Source organism: Pseudarthrobacter phenanthrenivorans (assembly GCF_000813845.1).
GTDB classification, from domain to species: domain Bacteria; phylum Actinomycetota; class Actinomycetes; order Actinomycetales; family Micrococcaceae; genus Arthrobacter; species Arthrobacter phenanthrenivorans_B.
The window spans coordinates 241,066-256,451 of sequence record NZ_JWTB01000019.1 but is presented as its reverse complement, the minus strand read 5'-3'; the positions used below and the strand labels follow the sequence as shown (position 1 = coordinate 256,451).

Annotated in this window: 13 protein-coding genes and 1 tRNA gene; 7 read left to right on the top strand and 7 right to left on the bottom strand. The window is 66.2% G+C overall.

The window, feature by feature from the left end; translation table 11 throughout:
• The first annotated feature begins 327 nt into the window (after positions 1–327).
• Genes RM50_RS10915 through RM50_RS10900 form a run of 4 tightly spaced genes read left to right on the top strand, consistent with a single transcriptional unit; the run spans position 328 to position 4,190 of the window.
• Complete coding sequence (locus tag RM50_RS10915; RefSeq protein WP_043452497.1) at positions 328–1,896, top strand: NCS1 family nucleobase:cation symporter-1; 1,569 nt, start codon at positions 328–330, stop codon at positions 1,894–1,896.
• Positions 1,897–1,954: 58 nt separating this feature from the next.
• Positions 1,955–2,698, top strand: coding sequence for an aspartate/glutamate racemase family protein (locus RM50_RS10910; protein WP_043452496.1), 744 nt, complete (start codon positions 1,955–1,957; stop codon positions 2,696–2,698).
• Between the two features lie 13 nt (positions 2,699–2,711).
• Complete coding sequence (locus RM50_RS10905; protein ID WP_043452495.1) at positions 2,712–3,473, top strand: SDR family oxidoreductase; 762 nt, start codon at positions 2,712–2,714, stop codon at positions 3,471–3,473.
• A 54-nt stretch (positions 3,474–3,527) separates the two neighbouring features.
• Positions 3,528–4,190 (top strand): Pr6Pr family membrane protein, encoded by a 663-nt coding sequence (locus RM50_RS10900; RefSeq protein WP_052260142.1) that lies wholly within the window; start codon positions 3,528–3,530, stop codon positions 4,188–4,190.
• A gap of 27 nt (positions 4,191–4,217) precedes the next feature.
• Here RM50_RS10900 and RM50_RS10895 read toward each other — a convergent pair whose 3' ends face one another.
• Genes RM50_RS10895 through RM50_RS10885 form a run of 3 tightly spaced genes read right to left on the bottom strand, consistent with a single transcriptional unit; the run spans position 4,218 to position 7,278 of the window.
• On the bottom strand, positions 4,218–4,595 hold the full coding sequence (locus RM50_RS10895; protein ID WP_043452494.1) for a sterol carrier family protein: 378 nt from the start codon (positions 4,593–4,595) through the stop codon (positions 4,218–4,220).
• A 31-nt stretch (positions 4,596–4,626) separates the two neighbouring features.
• Complete coding sequence (locus RM50_RS10890) at positions 4,627–5,643, bottom strand: asparaginase (RefSeq protein ID WP_043452492.1); 1,017 nt, start codon at positions 5,641–5,643, stop codon at positions 4,627–4,629.
• Between the two features lie 48 nt (positions 5,644–5,691).
• Positions 5,692–7,278, bottom strand: a complete 1,587-nt coding sequence (locus RM50_RS10885) for a molybdopterin-dependent oxidoreductase (protein ID WP_043452491.1) — start codon at positions 7,276–7,278, stop codon at positions 5,692–5,694.
• Positions 7,279–7,377: 99 nt separating this feature from the next.
• Here RM50_RS10885 and purD point away from each other — a divergent pair, with 99 nt between their 5' ends.
• Positions 7,378–8,694, top strand: a complete 1,317-nt coding sequence (purD, locus tag RM50_RS10880; protein WP_043452531.1) for a phosphoribosylamine--glycine ligase — start codon at positions 7,378–7,380, stop codon at positions 8,692–8,694.
• Between the two features lies 1 nt (position 8,695).
• The gene (locus RM50_RS10875; RefSeq protein WP_043452490.1) at positions 8,696–9,634 is read left to right on the top strand and encodes a phosphoribosylaminoimidazolesuccinocarboxamide synthase; all 939 of its coding nucleotides are present in this window, start codon (positions 8,696–8,698) and stop codon (positions 9,632–9,634) included.
• A 60-nt stretch (positions 9,635–9,694) separates the two neighbouring features.
• Here RM50_RS10875 and RM50_RS10870 read toward each other — a convergent pair whose 3' ends face one another.
• Positions 9,695–10,960 (bottom strand): helix-turn-helix domain-containing protein, encoded by a 1,266-nt coding sequence (locus tag RM50_RS10870; RefSeq protein WP_043452488.1) that lies wholly within the window; start codon positions 10,958–10,960, stop codon positions 9,695–9,697.
• Positions 10,961–11,091: 131 nt separating this feature from the next.
• Here RM50_RS10870 and RM50_RS10865 point away from each other — a divergent pair, with 131 nt between their 5' ends.
• Entirely contained in the window at positions 11,092–11,322 is a 231-nt protein-coding gene (locus RM50_RS10865; RefSeq protein ID WP_043452485.1) for a hypothetical protein, read from the top strand.
• A 155-nt stretch (positions 11,323–11,477) separates the two neighbouring features.
• Here the strand turns inward: RM50_RS10865 and RM50_RS10860 are convergent.
• The 3 genes from RM50_RS10860 to RM50_RS10850 form a co-directional block, all read right to left on the bottom strand.
• Positions 11,478–11,554: transfer RNA gene (locus RM50_RS10860), tRNA-Pro, on the bottom strand.
• An 83-nt stretch (positions 11,555–11,637) separates the two neighbouring features.
• Positions 11,638–13,467 (bottom strand): ABC transporter ATP-binding protein, encoded by a 1,830-nt coding sequence (locus tag RM50_RS10855; RefSeq protein WP_043452483.1) that lies wholly within the window; start codon positions 13,465–13,467, stop codon positions 11,638–11,640.
• Positions 13,464–15,272, bottom strand: a complete 1,809-nt coding sequence (locus RM50_RS10850) for an ABC transporter ATP-binding protein (RefSeq protein ID WP_043452481.1) — start codon at positions 15,270–15,272, stop codon at positions 13,464–13,466. The genes RM50_RS10855 and RM50_RS10850 overlap by 4 nt, the downstream gene beginning before the upstream one ends.
• Positions 15,273–15,386 lie beyond the last annotated feature (114 nt).

Here is a 15,386-nt window from a genome sequence, read left to right as displayed (position 1 = left end):
ATCTTCTCCTGCAGCCACGTCAGCCTCTTCTCATCTTTGAACGCATCGGCTTATGTTTTCGCAATATGAGAAAACATTATTGCTAGACGAGATTAGTGAGAGTCGGCGGTCCGGTCAATGTGATGTCGGCCGCAGGCCCGGCACGGCAGGCCGAGGGCATTAGGAAACCGTTTGTGACTGCCGAGCCAATCCGCTCCTGCTTGACCCCCAGTGACGCAGGTCATACCATTATTTCACTATTCAATATCTTGATTCCGCAATGTGGAATAACAGAAACACCCCTTGGGTGGCCTCACCACGCGGAATCCCCAATGAATTGAGACCTTTATGCAAACCCCTCCATCGGCGGGCGTTGCCGCGGACACGGACCTGACAACGCCGTCAGCCGGTTCCGCCCACGCCTCCGGCAGTGTCGAAGCCCTGTGCGAATCGGCGAGTGCCGCCTCAGGCACAAGCATCAGCCCATCCCTCTACAACGTGGACCTTGCCCCCACCAAGCGGGCCGGCCGCAGCTGGACCAGCTACAGTATCTTCACGTTGTGGGCCAATGATGTGCACAGCCTGGGCAACTATGCCTTCGCCATCGGACTCTTCGCCCTTGGCCTGGGCGGGTGGCAGATCCTCATGGCGCTCGGCATCGGTGCTGCGCTCCTGTTCGGCCTCCTGACCCTTTCCGGCTTCATGGGCGTCAAGACCGGTGTCCCCTTTCCGGTGATGAGCCGCATCAGCTTCGGCATCAGGGGCGCCCAGATCGCCAGCCTTCTCCGCGGCGCAGTGGCCGTGGCCTGGTTCGGCATCCAGACCTACCTTGCCTCCGTCGTTTTCCGCGTCATGCTCGTAGCGATGTTCCCGGGCCTCCACGACCTGGACCAGGACTCCATCCTGGGCCTCTCCACGCTGGGATGGATGGCCTTCGTTGCCCTCTGGGTGGTCCAGTTGGTCATCGTCAGCTTCGGCATGGAAATGATCCGCAAGTACGAGGCCTTCGCCGGCCCTGTCATCCTGGCCACCATGGCTGCAATGGCCATCTGGATCTTTGTGGAAGCCGGGGGAAGCATCGCCTGGTCCTCCAACAAGGCCCTGGAAGGGCCGGAAATGTGGCTGACCATCTTCGCGGGCGGTGCCCTCTGGGTGTCCATCTACGGCACGTTCGTCCTGAACTTCTGCGACTTCACCCGCTCAGCGGTCTCGAAGAAGGCAGTGGTCCGCGGCAATTTTTGGGGCATCCCCATCAACATGCTGGTGTTCGGCGCCATCGTCGTGGTCATGGCCGGCGGCCAGTTCAAGATCAACGGCACCATCATCAAGAGCCCCTCGGACATCGTCCAGACCATTCCGAACACGCTGTTCCTGGTCCTCGCCTGCCTGGCCCTGCTGATCCTGACCATTGCCGTGAACCTCATGGCCAACTTCGTGGCCCCCGTCTACGCACTCACCAACCTGTTCCCGCGGCGGTTGAACTTCCGCAGGGCGGCCATGGTCTCGGCCACCATCGGCCTGGTGATCCTGCCGTGGAACCTCTACAACAACCCGCTGGTCATCGTGTACTTCCTCGGCGGCCTCGGCGCGTTGCTCGGCCCGCTGTTCGGCGTCGTCATGGCTGACTACTGGCTGATCCGCCGCGGCAAGGTCAATGTGCCGGAGCTCTACACGGCCTCGCCGGAGGGAGCGTACTTCTACCGGAAGGGCGTCAACCCCCGCGCGATCATTGCCATGGTGCCGGCCGCAGTCCTCGCCCTGGTGATTGCCTTCGTGCCGGCGCTGGCATCCGCGGCCCCCTTCGCCTGGTTCTTCGCGGCGGGCATTGCCGCGGCGCTCTATTTCTTCATTGCCGACCGGAACCAAAGGCTGGTCGACCGGGACGGCGAGGCAATCGCCGTCGTCAGCACCCACTGACCCCGCCCATCCCACCCCGCAAGGAACCCCGGTAACCCGCCGGACAAAGGATTTTCCCATGCGCATACTCGTCGCAAACGTCAACACCACGCAGTCCATGACCGAGTCCATCGCGGCGTCCGCGCGCAGCGTGGCCGCGCCGGGCACGGAAATCGTCGGCATCACCCCGAGGTTCGGCGCCGACTCCTGCGAAGGCAACTTCGAGAGCTATTTAGCAGCCATCGCCGTCATGGACGCCGTGACCTCCTTCCCGGACACGTTCGACGCCGTGATCCAGGCCGGCTATGGCGAACACGGCAGGGAAGGTCTCCAGGAACTGCTGGACGTACCGGTGGTGGACATCACCGAAGCCGCCGCCAGCACCGCCATGTTCCTCGGCCACAAGTACTCGGTGGTCACCACCCTGGACCGCACGGTTCCGCTCATCGAAGACCGCCTGAAGCTGGCCGGCCTGGAGGCCAGGTGCGCTTCCGTGCGGGCCAGCGGGATGGCCGTGCTCGAGCTCGAGGAGGAGCCCGAGCGTGCCGTGGAGGCCATCATCAACCAGGCAATGCTGGCCGTCAGCCAGGACAAGGCCGAAGTGATTGTGCTGGGCTGCGGTGGCATGGCCGGCCTGGACGAGCAGATCAGGCAGCGGGCCGGCGTTCCCGTGGTGGACGGCGTAGCCTCTGCAGTGACCATCGCCGAATCCCTGGTGCGGATGCGCCTGTCCACCTCCAAGGTACGGACCTTTGCTGCCCCACGGCCCAAGACCGTCATAGGCTGGCCGCTGAACACGCCGGCCGTGCCGGCCCAGCTTTAACCCAGGAGAACGCATGAACACTTCCCTCCCCACCGCACGGGTCGCCGTCGTCACCGGGGCCGGATCCGGCATTGGCCGGGAGGTGGCCCGGCAGATGCTGGCCGAAGGCTACCGGGTGGCCCTTGCCGGCCGGCGGGAAGCGCAGTTGAAGGAGACGGCGGACGGCAGCCCGGACGCTTTGGTGGTGCCCTGCGATGTCACCCGGCCCGACGACGTCGAGCGGCTTTTCGAGGCCGTCCGCCACGAGTGGGGGCGGGTGGATGTGCTGTTCAACAACGCCGGGGTGTTTGGCCCCGCGGCAGCGGTGGACGAGATCAGCGTGGCGGACTGGAACGCTACCGTGGCCGTGAACCTTACGGGGTCAATGCTGTGCGCCGCGGCTGCTGTCCGGACCATGAAGGCGCAGGAACCCCAGGGAGGCCGGATCATCAACAACGGCTCCATCTCGGCCCATTCCCCCCGGCCCAGGACGGTGGCCTACACCGTGACCAAGCACGCCATGACCGGGCTGACCAAGAGCATTGAACTGGATGGCCGCGGCTTTGGCATTACCTGCGGGCAGATCGACATCGGCAATACGGCCACGGAGATCATGGACACCATCGGAGTCGGTTCCGGGGCGCTCCAGGCGGACGGCAGCCGCAAGGTGGAGCCGATGTTCCCGGTGGCGGACGCGGCGCGCGCCGTGCTGATGATGGCCAACATGCCGCCAACGGCCAGCGTGGGATCCGTGGTGGTCACCGCGGCCGGGATGCCCTTCATCGGCCGCGGCTAGGCACGCCGGGAGGCCAGCCGCTGCGGCGGCCCCGGCAGGGCCTAGGATCAGCTCATGACCGCAAACCGGGGACTGGCCCTTTTCCGCTTCTGGTTCGCACTGCTGGGCTTTGCCGCGGTGCTGTTCCAATTCCTGCACCTCATGCAGAACGTCCCCGGCGCCAAGGCCGGCAACTACTTCAGCTACTTCACGATCGAATCCAACATCATTGCCTTCGTAACCCTGGGAATCGCGGGCTGGTTCGCGTGGCAGGGGGAGAGCCCGCGGTGGCTGGAACTCCTCCGCGGCGCTGCCACGGTCTACATGACCGTCACCGGGATCACCTACAGCCTGCTGCTGAGCGATGTGGACGTGAACACGCCCATTCCGTGGGTCAACGTGGTGCTGCACTACACGGTGCCCACCGTCATGGTGATCGACTGGCTGGTGGACCTGCCCAGGACCAGGATCTCCATCCGGACCTCGCTGCTGTGGCTTTCGTTCCCGTTGCTTTACCTGGTTTACAGCCTCATCCGGGGCCCGATCGTGGACTGGTACCCCTACCCGTTCCTCGATCCGCGGAGCACGGGCTACGGCACCGTCGCCGTGATGTGCGTTCTCATCGCGGTGGGCGCTTTCGCCTTCGCCGTCGTGGCCGCGCTGTCCACCCGGCTCCAGAACCGGGTCCCGCAGCCCATCACCGCGGACGCCGGCCCGTCCGCCCGGCAACTGTCCTAGGCAATCCTCCTGGGCCCGTCGGCTTTCCTAGAGCGGCAGCAGGGCCGACAGGTCCGCGCGCAGTCCGGACGCGGCCACCTTGCCGGCGCCGACGGCGTCCGCCCAGTCCAACTGGCCCGTGACCATCGCAAGCCAGGTGGCGGCGTCGCATTCGATGACGTTGGGCGGGGTGCCGCGCGTGTGCCGCGGGCCTTCCACACACTGGGTGACGCCAAACGGCGGCACCCGGACCTCCACGGAGTTCCCGGGCGCGCGTGCTGTCAGCTCCTCCAATGAGTACCTGACGGCCGTGGCCAGGACAGTCCGCGGCAGGGCAGTGCCCGACGGCGTCTGGCCGGCTTCCAGCCAGGCCTTCAGTGCTGCCTTGCCTTCCTGGGCATCAATACGACGGCGGGCTACGGCCATGTTTCCGGTCTTCCTTTCGGCGGTGGTTGCTTCAGTCCAGGAGCGCGGAGACCGCCGGGCCGAGCCGGATCCTGCCCACCGGCCGGCCGCCGCCGAGGACGGGCTCCACCACCCGCTCGAGGACGCCGGCAACCCCGGGAATGTCCACCGCGCCTGCCGCGGCCAGCAGGGTCAGGGCCACCAGCGAGGTGGCGCGGACATTTCCGTCCAGGATCTTGACGGCCACCGAAACGCCCTGCGGCGTGGCCATCGCCAGGACCCCTTCGGCGCCGATCTTGGCAATGATCTCCAGATCGTCCATCACCAGGGTGTTGGCTTCGCCGCGGCCCTGGACGGCCCATGGATAATCGAGCATTGAGGTGGCGATGGTGGCAGCCCGGGCGCTGAAGCTCTGGTCCCCGGGAGCCTTGGCCAGCTGGGAGTAGGCGCGGGCCAGGCCTTTCAGGGAAACAGCCGCCACGGGCGCGCCGCAGCCGTCAATCCCCAGGTGCGCGATCTTCCCGCCGGTGTATTCCTCAATAACGGTCCGGACCCGCTGCTGCAGCGGGTGGTTCGGCTCCAGGTAGCTGTGCGTGTCCCACCCGTTCTCGGTGCAGGCCCAAAGGAAGGCGGCGTGCTTGCCGGAGCAGTTGCAGGCCAGCTTCGACTTGCCTTTTTCGGAGCGCACCAGCCAGTTCCGGGCTGTCTCGTCCTGCGGCCACGCTTCGGGGCACTGCAGCTGGTCTTCGCGGACTCCGGCGGCCTTCAACATCCCGGATACGACGTCCATGTGGTCCAGGGAACCGGTGTGGCTTCCGCAGGCAACGGCAACCTGGGCGCCGCGCAGGGGGACGCCTGACTGCATGGACGCCAGGGCCTGGAACGGCTTCAGGGTGGACCGGGCATAGATGGGGGTGTTGATGTCGCCCAGTTCGGTCACCACCGATCCGTCGGCGGACAGGAGGACGGCGGAGCCCACGTGCCGTGACTCCACGAAGCCACTGCGCTCGATCACGGCCAGTTCGACGGCGGAGTCCACGGTGAAGGTGGCATGCGGATTATGCGGCATGGTGCAAGTCTAGGGGCCAGGAGGGTGGGGCCTGCTGAGGAGCGGTCCTTACTGAACGGTGACCATTACCGACTGCCAGCCGGAGGCGCCGTCGGGGACGGGGTCGGCGCGCTGGTCCGTCTGGACCTCGCCGGTGCCGTCCGTGGCACGGACCTTGATGTAGTGGGGGCCCGGCGTGGCGTCCCACTCGTAGGACCATTGGCGCCAGGTAACAGTGGAGGCTTCGGTGGAAAGGGTGGCTTCGGCCCACTCGCCGTTGTCGATCTGGATTTCCACCTTGGTGATGCCCCGGGTCTGGGCCCACGCGGTACCGCCCACGGCGACTTTACCCGCAGGTACCTTCGCGAAGGATTTGGGCACGTCCACCCTGGCCATGGTCTTGATCGGGCCCCGCTCGGACCAGCCGCGGTTGGTCCAATAGGCTTTGTTGTCCGCGAAGCGGGTCACTTCCAGGTCCACCACCCATTTGGTGGCGGAGACGAACCCGTACAGCCCCGGGACCACCATCCGGACCGGGTAGCCGTGCTCCAGCGGGAGCGGTTCGCCGTTCATGCCGATGGCCAGCATGGCGTCCCGGTCGTCCTGGAGGACTTCCAGCGGGGTGGAGGCGCTGAAGCCGTCGATGGAGGTGGAGAGCACCATATCCGCCCCGTCTTTGGGTTTGGCCCGGGCCAGGACCTCGCGGATGGGAAGGCCCAGCCACTTGGCGTTTCCGGCCAGGTTGCCGCCCACGGGGTTGGAGACACAGGTGAGGGTGACGTGCGATTCGATGAGGCGGGCGTCCAGCAGGTCCTGGAAGGTGAGCCTGACTTCCTGCTCCACCAGTCCATGGACACGCAGTTCCCAGTCGTCAACGTTGATCTCCGGAACGCTCAGCGCGGTGTCGATCCGGTAGAACTCGCTATTTGGCGTGAGCCACGGCGTCACTCCTGCCACGGGCGACTGGACTCCGGACGGCACCGGGGCTGCGGGCTGGGCAGGTGACGGCAGGCGCAGTGCCTCGCGTGCCTTGGCCACATTGCTTCGCGCGGCTCCCAGCAGCCGGCCGCCGGTGGCGGCCACCCCGGCGGCCACTGCCGTGACTCCGGCAGCGGTAAAGAAGCGCCGGCGGCTGGTGCCGTCGCTCCCCACCATGTCTTCGCCGTCGGCCGCTGTATCTGCCGGGGCTTCCGGCCACGCCTTCAAACCCCACAACGGCACCATCAGGCGGCGCAGGACCACCAGGCCGGCGAGGGTTCCCAGGATCGAAGGGATGGCGTCGGCGGGTCCTACTCCGGCGCGGGTCACGACGCAGGCCACGATCACCGCGCCCATGAACAGCACGCCCAGGACGCCCAGGGCCCACTTGCGGTAGGCCACGACGCCCAGCACGCAGGCCAGCACCGCGATGGTCAGGCCCATGCCCACAAACAGGGCCGCCTTGTCGTTGGTGCCGAAGGTGGCGATGGCGAAGTCCTTCAGCCCGGGCGGCGTGAAGTCAATGAACGTGGACCCCAAAGCGAACAGGGGAGTCGCCCTCGTGGTGAAGAATGCCCCGATCAGCTCCGCAACGGCGAGCACGACGGCGGCCGCCACCACGCCTGCCAATGCGGCCATGGGAGCGGGGCCTGCAAACCTGTTCCGAAGCTTTGTCATGCATAGGGTTCGGAGCCGCGGGCAGCAGGGATTGATCCGGCGGACGGGGAAGGACACAGCTTAGGAGTGGGAAGGCTGCACAAAGTACCCTTGGACACTGTGAAGGTACTCGTCATTGGCCCCGGAGGCCGCGAACACGCCATTGTCCGCTCCCTGCTTGCCGACCCCAACGTGTCCGAGGTCCACGCGGCGCCGGGCAATGCCGGCATCAGCAAGCTGGTCCCCACCTACAACATCAACGGCAACGATCCCGAAGCGGTTGCCGGGCTGGCCACCCGGCTCGCGGTGGACCTCGTGGTGGTGGGCCCCGAAGCCCCGCTGGCCGCAGGCGTCTCCGATGCCGTGCGCGAAGCGGGCATTCCCGTGTTCGGACCCAGCAAGGCCGCAGCGCAGCTTGAAGCGTCAAAGGCGTTCGCCAAGGAGGTCATGGCGGAAGCAGGCGTCCCCACGGCAATGGCCATGGTCGCCGCCAACGCGGAAGAAGCCGCGTCCGCCCTGGACACCTTCGGAGCCCCCTACGTCGTCAAGGACGACGGGCTCGCCGCGGGCAAGGGCGTCGTGGTCACCAGGGACCGCGACGAAGCCCTGGCGCATGCCCAGTCCTGTTTCGACGCCGGCGGCTCCGTAGTCATCGAAGAGTTCCTTGACGGCCCGGAAGTTTCGCTGTTCGTCCTCTGCGACGGCCAGAACACCGTGGCGCTCTCGCCCGCCCAGGATTTCAAGCGCATCTTCGACAACGACGAAGGCCCGAACACCGGCGGCATGGGCGCCTACACGCCGCTCGAATGGGCCCCCGAAGGCCTGGTCCAGGAAGTCCTGGACCGGGTGGCCCAGCCCACCGTCCACGAAATGGCCCGACGCGGCACCCCGTTTGTCGGGGTCCTGTTCGTCGGCCTTGCCCTGACGTCGCGCGGCACCCGGGTCATCGAATTCAACGTCCGCTTCGGCGACCCCGAAACCCAGGCTGTCCTCGCCCGGCTCAAGACGCCCCTCGGTGCGCTCCTGATGGCAGCCGCCAAGGGCGAACTGGACAAGGCGGAAGAGCTGCGGTGGGCCAAGGAAACTGCCGTCGCCGTCGTGATTGCTGCCGAAAACTACCCGGACAAGCCGCGCACCGGTGACCGGATCCGCGGCCTGAAGAAGGTCGAAGCCCTGGAAGGCGTGCACGTCATCCATGCCGGAACCGCGCTGGATGAGGACGGCAAGGTCATTTCCGCCGGCGGCCGCGTCCTCGCCGTCGTCGCCCTGGGCAGTGACCTGGTGGAGGCGCGCGAAAGGGCATACGACGGCGTTGAACTGGTGCAGCTGGACGGCTCCCAGTTCCGCACGGACATCGCCCGCAAGGCCGCCCGCGGGGAGATCAAGGTCCCCTACGGTGCCACCGGTTCGCTGCCCATCGTAAAAGCAAAGGCCTGACATGAGTGAAACAGCAGGAAACCGCGGCTACGCTGCCAAGACCCTGGACCTGCCCGGCTGGACGCACGTCTATTCCGGAAAGGTCCGCGACCTCTATGAGCCGGCCGACGGGTCCGTCCAGCAGCGCCTGGGCCAGGACTGCGTGCTGGTGGTGGCCAGCGACCGGATCAGCGCCTACGACCATGTGCTGTCCAGCGAAATCCCGGACAAGGGGCGCATCCTCACCCAGCTGAGCCTCTGGTGGTTCGACCAGCTGGGCGTCGAACACCACGTCCTGGGGTCCACCGTGGAAGACGGCGTGCCGGCCGAGGTCGAAGGCAGGGCCATGATCTGCAAGAAGCTGGACATGTTCCCAGTGGAATGCATTGCCCGCGGCTACCTCACCGGTTCCGGACTGCAGGAATACAAGGCGTCCGGAACGGTGTGCAACATCCCGCTGCCCGAGGGGCTGGTGGACGGATCCCGGCTGGAGCACGCGATCTTCACCCCGTCCGCCAAGGCCCTGGTGGGTGAGCACGACGAGAACATCACCTATGACGCCGTTGTTGCGCTGGTGGGTGACGACATTGCCGCCCGCCTCAGCGAGCTGACCTTGAAGATCTACACAACGGCGGAAAAGATCGCCCGGGAGCGCGGCATCATCCTGGCGGACACCAAGGTGGAGTTTGGCTACGATGCGGTCTCCGGGTCCATCACCCTGGGCGACGAGGTGCTGACCCCGGATTCCTCGCGCTTCTGGGACGCCGCAACCTACAAGCCCGGACAGGCGCAGCCGTCCTACGACAAGCAGTACGTCCGGGACTGGCTGACCTCGGCAGAGTCCGGCTGGGACAAGGCCTCAGACACCCCGCCGCCGGCACTGCCCGCGGAGGTCGTGGAGCGCACCCGCAGCCGTTACGTCGAGGCCTACGAAAAGATCACGGGAAACACGTTTTCCTGACATACGGACGGAAGCAGGGGACCCGCGGCTGCGGGTCCCCTGCTTCCGGTAACCGGTTTGTCAGCTGGCTTTCGCTGCGGCCTCAGCCCGTTTTTGGGCCAGCTTGATTTCAAGGATCGCGTCCAGGGCCTGCTGGACCCGGTCCTGCGCCCCCGCCGCGGCGAACGCCTTTTGCGCTTCCTCGAGGTGCCCCAGGGCTTCGTCGTTGTCGCCCGCGGCCTTCAGGGATTTGCCCAGGAGCAGGGACACCTCCCCGGCCGTGTGCTTTGCCAGGTGCTCGCGTTCGGCGTGGATTTCGCGGAGCTTTTCGACGGCGGCCACGATGTCCCCGGTCAGGTACAGCCAGCGGGCCCGGATGAAGGCGACCTCCAGCTGGTCTGACTTGTTCCCACCCACAATGGACAGCGCCAGTTCGGCGCGCTCGATTGCCGACAGGGTTTCCGGCTCGACAATCCCGGAGGAAAGGCGCACCGCCGCGGAGGCCTTGTTGAACCTGGCCCAGAGTTCGATGTCGTTGGCGGGGGAGAGGAGCCGCGCGGCCCGTTCGTGGTGCTTGACGCCCTCGGTGTAGTCGTGGCGCATGAAGGCGACGTTTCCCACCACCCAGGCAACCTCGCCCGCGAGCTGGGTCATGGAGAGCTCGTCCACGTGGTCGATCATTGCCTGGCAGTATTTCCAGGCCTCATCCAGCCTGCCGCTTTCGGCGAGGGCACCGATCAGCGCCCGATAGGCGCCGATAATCAAAGTGGAGCCCTTAGGCAGCTGCGAGCATAGTTTCACTGCCTCGCTGGCATGCTCCACCGCGGCACTGAGCTGCCCCTGTCCCTGGCAGACGCCGGCGAGCATCTGCCGGGCGCGGACGGCCAGGCCTGCGGATTCGGTGGCCATGGGATGCTCCAGCAGGTGCTCCATGATCCGCTGGCATTCCTGCCAGTTGCCCTGCTTGATCAGGCATTCCGCCTGCATGTACATCATGTTCCACCAGGCGCTGGTGTTGCGGCCCTCGAGGGCGATCTTCGCTGCGGTGGCAGCGTGGCTTGCGGCCAGCTCGTAGTCCCTGAGGTCCCAGGCCTGGCGCGCATAGAGCCCGGCGAGCACGTACTCCGCGTCGCTGACGGAGATGGGCTGGCTCCACGCCTCCAGGGCCTTGGGCGCCAGCTCCAGCCTGCGGGCCAGTTCCTCAATCACTTCCGCCGTCGGTTCACGCCGGCCGGTTTCGAGCAGGGAAATGTAGCTTGGTGAATACAGGTCCTTGCCCAGTTCGGCCTGCGTCAGTCCACGCTCAAGGCGTTCCGCTCGGAGCTTTTCTCCGAATCCATTGCCCACGGCGCTTCCTCCTTCCGGACAGCTGGGCCGCCGAATGCTTGACAGCCCCTGTGGAAAATATTTTACAATGTGTGTCAACAAGGACAGTGCTGGCTTTGTAACGAATCCGACTCGTATTGAGGAACCTTTCTATGTTGAAGAAGATCGCAACTGCGGCCGTCATGGCCGGCGCGCTGGCCTTTTCCGCTGCGGCTCCTGCCGTGCTGTCTGCCGGTTCCCTCGCGGACCACAGCGGTACGTCGGTAGCCGTGGGCAACTGGCCGGACCCGATGTCCAAGCCGGTCAAGGGCAAGAAGAGCACCACCGACACGACGGACACCACGTACACCACCTACGTGGGCAACTGGCCGGACCCGATGTAAACAGCTTCCTCATCAACAGGAGGCGATGAAGCAGCCCCGGAGCACCAGCTCCGGGGCTGTTTCTGTTAAGTGACAGGTGGCTGCCGTAACCGTACTGAGATGAAAAGGTGGGATGAAAAAAGAGGGCCTCCGCAAGGAGACCCTCTTTCACTGATTGGTCGGGATGACAGGATTTGAACCTGCGACCTCTTCGTCCCGAACGAAGCGCGCTACCAAGCTGCGCTACATCCCGATCCGCTGCAAAAGCAACTTTACAAGGATAGCCGATTCCCCGCCCCGATGCGAAATCCGGCCCGCCCGGCGTCCCGGCCGGGCTCAGACCAGGGAATCCTTCCACGCCCCGTGCAGGTCGGCGAAGCGTCCGCCGCCACCGATGAGCTCCCCGGGCGTGCCGTCCTCCACAATCCGTCCGTCGTGGACCACCAGCACCCGGTCCGCCGTCTCCACCGTTGAGAGCCTGTGCGCGATGATCAGGGCCGTACGACGCGCGGCCTCCGTACCCGCCAGGAGCCGCGCCAGCCCGGCCTGCACCAGGCGTTCGGACGGGATGTCCAGCGAGGAGGTGGCTTCGTCCAGGATCAGCACCGCCGGCCGGGCCAGGAACGCCCTGGCAAAGCTGATCAGCTGCCGCTGGCCGGAGGACACGCGGCCGCCGCGTTTGTTGACGTCGGTGTCGTAACCTTCGGGAAGCTCCAGGATGAACCCGTGTGCCCCCACCGCTTTTGCCGCTTCCTCGATCTCAGCGCGCGATGCCTCCGGCCGGCCCAGGGCGATGTTGTCCGCCACCGAGCCACTGAACAGGAAGGCTTCCTGGGTGACCATCACGATGTTCCGGCGGAGATCGGTGGTGGCCAGGTCCCGCAGGTCCACGCCATCCAGGGTGATCGTTCCGGAGGTGACGTCATAGAACCGGGCGATCAGCTTGGCCAAGGTGGACTTTCCCGCTCCCGTCTGGCCCACCAGGGCCACAGTCTGCCCTGCCGGAATATGCAGGTCCAGGCGGGGCACCACCAGGGGTCCGTCGTCGCCGTAGCGGAATTCGACCGCGTTGAAATCGATCCGGCCCGTGGCAGCGGGAAGGGGCACCGGATTCTTCGGCGGCCGGACCGTGGGCACCTCTTCGAGAAGGCCCGAGACTTTCTCCAGGGCTGCCTGGGCGCTCTGGAACGAGTTATAGAACATGGCCATCTGGTCCACGGGTTGGAAGAACCGCTTGGTGGAGAGGATGAGGGCCAGGAGCACGCCCACGGCAAGGCTGCCGCCCAGTACCCGGAATCCGCCCACCAGCAGCACCACGGCCACGCAGACGTTGCCGATCAGGACCAGTCCGGGCTGGAAGATGCCGTTGAGGTTGATGGAGCGGACGGTGACCAGGCGGTAGTCCTCGGCGAGCTGTCCGTAGCGCTGCGAGTTCTCCTTTTCCTTGCGGAACGCCTTGACGGCGCGGATTCCGGTCATGGTTTCCACGAAGTGGACGATCAGCCGGGCGGAGACCACCCGGGACTCGCGGAAGGCGATCTGCGAGTGCTTCTGGTACCAGCGGGACAGGAAGAACATGGGCACCCCCGCGGCCAGCACCAGCAGGCCGCTCCGCCAGTCCAGGGCGAAGATGGTGGCGGCGGTAAACGCCATGAACAGGATGCCCGAGGCAAGCGAGCTGACCCCTGAATCGAGCAGTTCGCGCAGTGCCTCCAGGTCCGAGGTCTGCCGGGCGATGATCCGGCCGGAGGTGTACTTTTCGTGGAATTCCAGGCTCAGCCGCTGGGTGTGGCGGAAGACGCGGACCCGCAGGTCGAGGAGCATGGCCTGGCTGAGCCGCGCGGTGGAGGTGACGTACAGGGCGGTGAGTCCCGCCGTCGCTATGGCTGCCAGGAGGTAGGCGGCACCGGTGAACACCAGCGGCAGGTTGTCCCCGGAGCGGAGGGCCGGAAGGGCGTGGTCGATGCCAAAGGCGATCAGCGCCGGGCCGGCCACACGGGCAGCCTGGGACAGGACCACCATGGCGATGGTCAGCCAGAACCGTACCCGCACCGGACGGATCAGCGACCGCAGCAAGGCGAGTGACCGCCGTCGTACTGCCCTGCTGTCGCTCTTGCTGAGGTGGGCGTTGTCTTCGTTGGCGGTGCCGAACGTTGCGGTGCTCATCGGGTCACTTCCTCTGCCTGGTCCTCGAGGGCGGACAGTTCAGAGTCCAGGTCCCGGGGCTCCCGGTCCAGGCTGGCGATGACATACCGGTAATGGTGGTTGGCGGCCAGCAGCTGCGAGTGTGTCCCCACGGCGGTGATGCGGCCGTCCTCGAGCAGCGCCACCCGGTCCGCCAGGGCCACGGTGGAGGGGCGGTGCGCCACGATCAGGGTGGTGGTGTCCTTGAGGACCTCGCGGAGCCGGGCCTCCACCAGTTCCTCGGTGTGGACATCAAGGGCGGACAGGGGATCGTCCAGGACGAGGACGCGGGGCCGGGCAGCAATGGCACGGGCCAAGGCAATGCGCTGGCGCTGGCCTCCGGACAGGCTCAGGCCCTCCTCGCCGATCAGCGTGTCCACGCCTTGGGGCAGGGAATAGGCAAAATGGGCCTGCGCCACATCGAGGGCTTCATCCAAAACGTCGTCGCTGCGCACCGGCGCGCCGAGCAGGACGTTGTCCCGCACCGAGTTGGAAAAGAGCGTGGTGTCCTCGAAAGCCACCGCCACGACGCGGCGCAGTTCCGCCACGTCGTAGTCCCGGATGTCCACGCCGTCGATGGTGATGGCGCCGCCGGTGACGTCGTACAGCCGCGGCACCAGCTGGATCAGGGCGCTCTTGCCGCTGCCGGTGGTGCCCACCAGGGCCATGGTCTCACCGGGCCGGATGTCCAGGGTGATGTCCTTGAGGATGGGCCTGTCCGGGGCGTCCTCGAAGGCGAATGTGGCGTCGCTGAAGCGGAGCGCGCCGGCAGGTTCGTTCGGGTGGCGGGGCTGGGCGGGGCTGGTGATGGTGTTCGGCGTGTCCATCACTTCGTAGTGGCGGTCGACGGCGGTCTTGGCGGTGAGTGCCATGGCCAGCAGCATGCCGGAGAACTCGACGGGTGAGGCGATGACTGCGGCCGTGGCGAAGAATGCGACCAGCGACCCGATGCTCAGCTGGCCGCTGGCGCAGAGCATGACGCCGACCACCAGCCCGGCGCCCAGGGCGAGTTCGGGGAGCAGGGTGACCACCATGGTGAACGTTGCCTGGTGGCGCGCCTTCGCGATCTCCGTCTGGCGCAGTTCCTCTGCCTGTTCATTGAAGTTCTCCAGGGCCTCGCGGCTGCGGCCAAAGGCCTTGAGGACCCGGATGCCGTGGACGGATTCCTCCACCGTGGTGGCAAGGTCGCCGGCCTGGTCCTGGCTGCGCCGCGCTACTTTGCTGAACCGGGTCCGGAACCGGAAGCTGTTGACGGTGATGGGAACCGCCGCGGCCAGGAAGATCAGCGCCAGCCGCCAGCTCATGGCGAACATCGCGACGATGCCAATGATCACGGTGAGGGTGGTGACCACCAGCATGATGGCGCCAAAGGCCATCCAGCGCCGCAGGAAGTTCAGGTCCGTCATGGCCCGGGACAGCAGCTGGCCTGAACCCCACCGGTCGTGGAACGACACGGCCAGGTCCTGCAGGTGGTCGTAGAGGGAAACCCGCATCCGGGTTTCCACCGAGGTTGCGGGGTTGATCACGAATTGCCGGCGCAGGGCTACGAGGGCGGCCTCGGCGATGCCCAGCACCAGGATGACGCCCGCGGAGGTCCAGACTGCTTCCGGTGCGCCGCCGGGCTGCAGGGCGGTGTTGACCAGGATCCGCAGCACCTGCGGAATGGTCAGCGCCACGATGCTGGCCAGGAGCGCGCAGAGAAGGCCCAGCAAAAGGCGGGGGATGATGGGCCGGACGTGGGGGTAGAGACGGCTGATGGATCGAAAGAATGGAGTCTGCTTGGCCATGCCCGCTTCTCAAGCTCTAAAACGAATGTAGTTTCCTCTAGCAACTACCCTATGCCATGGGCGTGAGACGATTCACAGGGATCGTGGCGCCCCGGCGGCTGCTTGCCCAGTTAT

Bases quoted from the DNA above. Each gene is read 5' to 3' on its own strand.
- RM50_RS10915 (WP_043452497.1), top strand. From the start codon at position 328: ATGCAAACCCCTCCATCGGCGGGCGTTGCCGCGGACACGGACCTGACA.
- RM50_RS10910 (WP_043452496.1), top strand. From the start codon at position 1,955: ATGCGCATACTCGTCGCAAACGTCAACACCACGCAGTCCATGACCGAG.
- RM50_RS10905 (WP_043452495.1), top strand. From the start codon at position 2,712: ATGAACACTTCCCTCCCCACCGCACGGGTCGCCGTCGTCACCGGGGCC.
- RM50_RS10900 (WP_052260142.1), top strand. From the start codon at position 3,528: ATGACCGCAAACCGGGGACTGGCCCTTTTCCGCTTCTGGTTCGCACTG.
- RM50_RS10895 (WP_043452494.1), bottom strand. From the start codon at position 4,595: ATGGCCGTAGCCCGCCGTCGTATTGATGCCCAGGAAGGCAAGGCAGCA.
- RM50_RS10890 (WP_043452492.1), bottom strand. From the start codon at position 5,643: ATGCCGCATAATCCGCATGCCACCTTCACCGTGGACTCCGCCGTCGAA.
- RM50_RS10885 (WP_043452491.1), bottom strand. From the start codon at position 7,278: ATGACAAAGCTTCGGAACAGGTTTGCAGGCCCCGCTCCCATGGCCGCA.
- RM50_RS10875 (WP_043452490.1), top strand. From the start codon at position 8,696: ATGAGTGAAACAGCAGGAAACCGCGGCTACGCTGCCAAGACCCTGGAC.
- RM50_RS10865 (WP_043452485.1), top strand. From the start codon at position 11,092: ATGTTGAAGAAGATCGCAACTGCGGCCGTCATGGCCGGCGCGCTGGCC.
- RM50_RS10855 (WP_043452483.1), bottom strand. From the start codon at position 13,467: ATGAGCACCGCAACGTTCGGCACCGCCAACGAAGACAACGCCCACCTC.
- RM50_RS10850 (WP_043452481.1), bottom strand. From the start codon at position 15,272: ATGGCCAAGCAGACTCCATTCTTTCGATCCATCAGCCGTCTCTACCCC.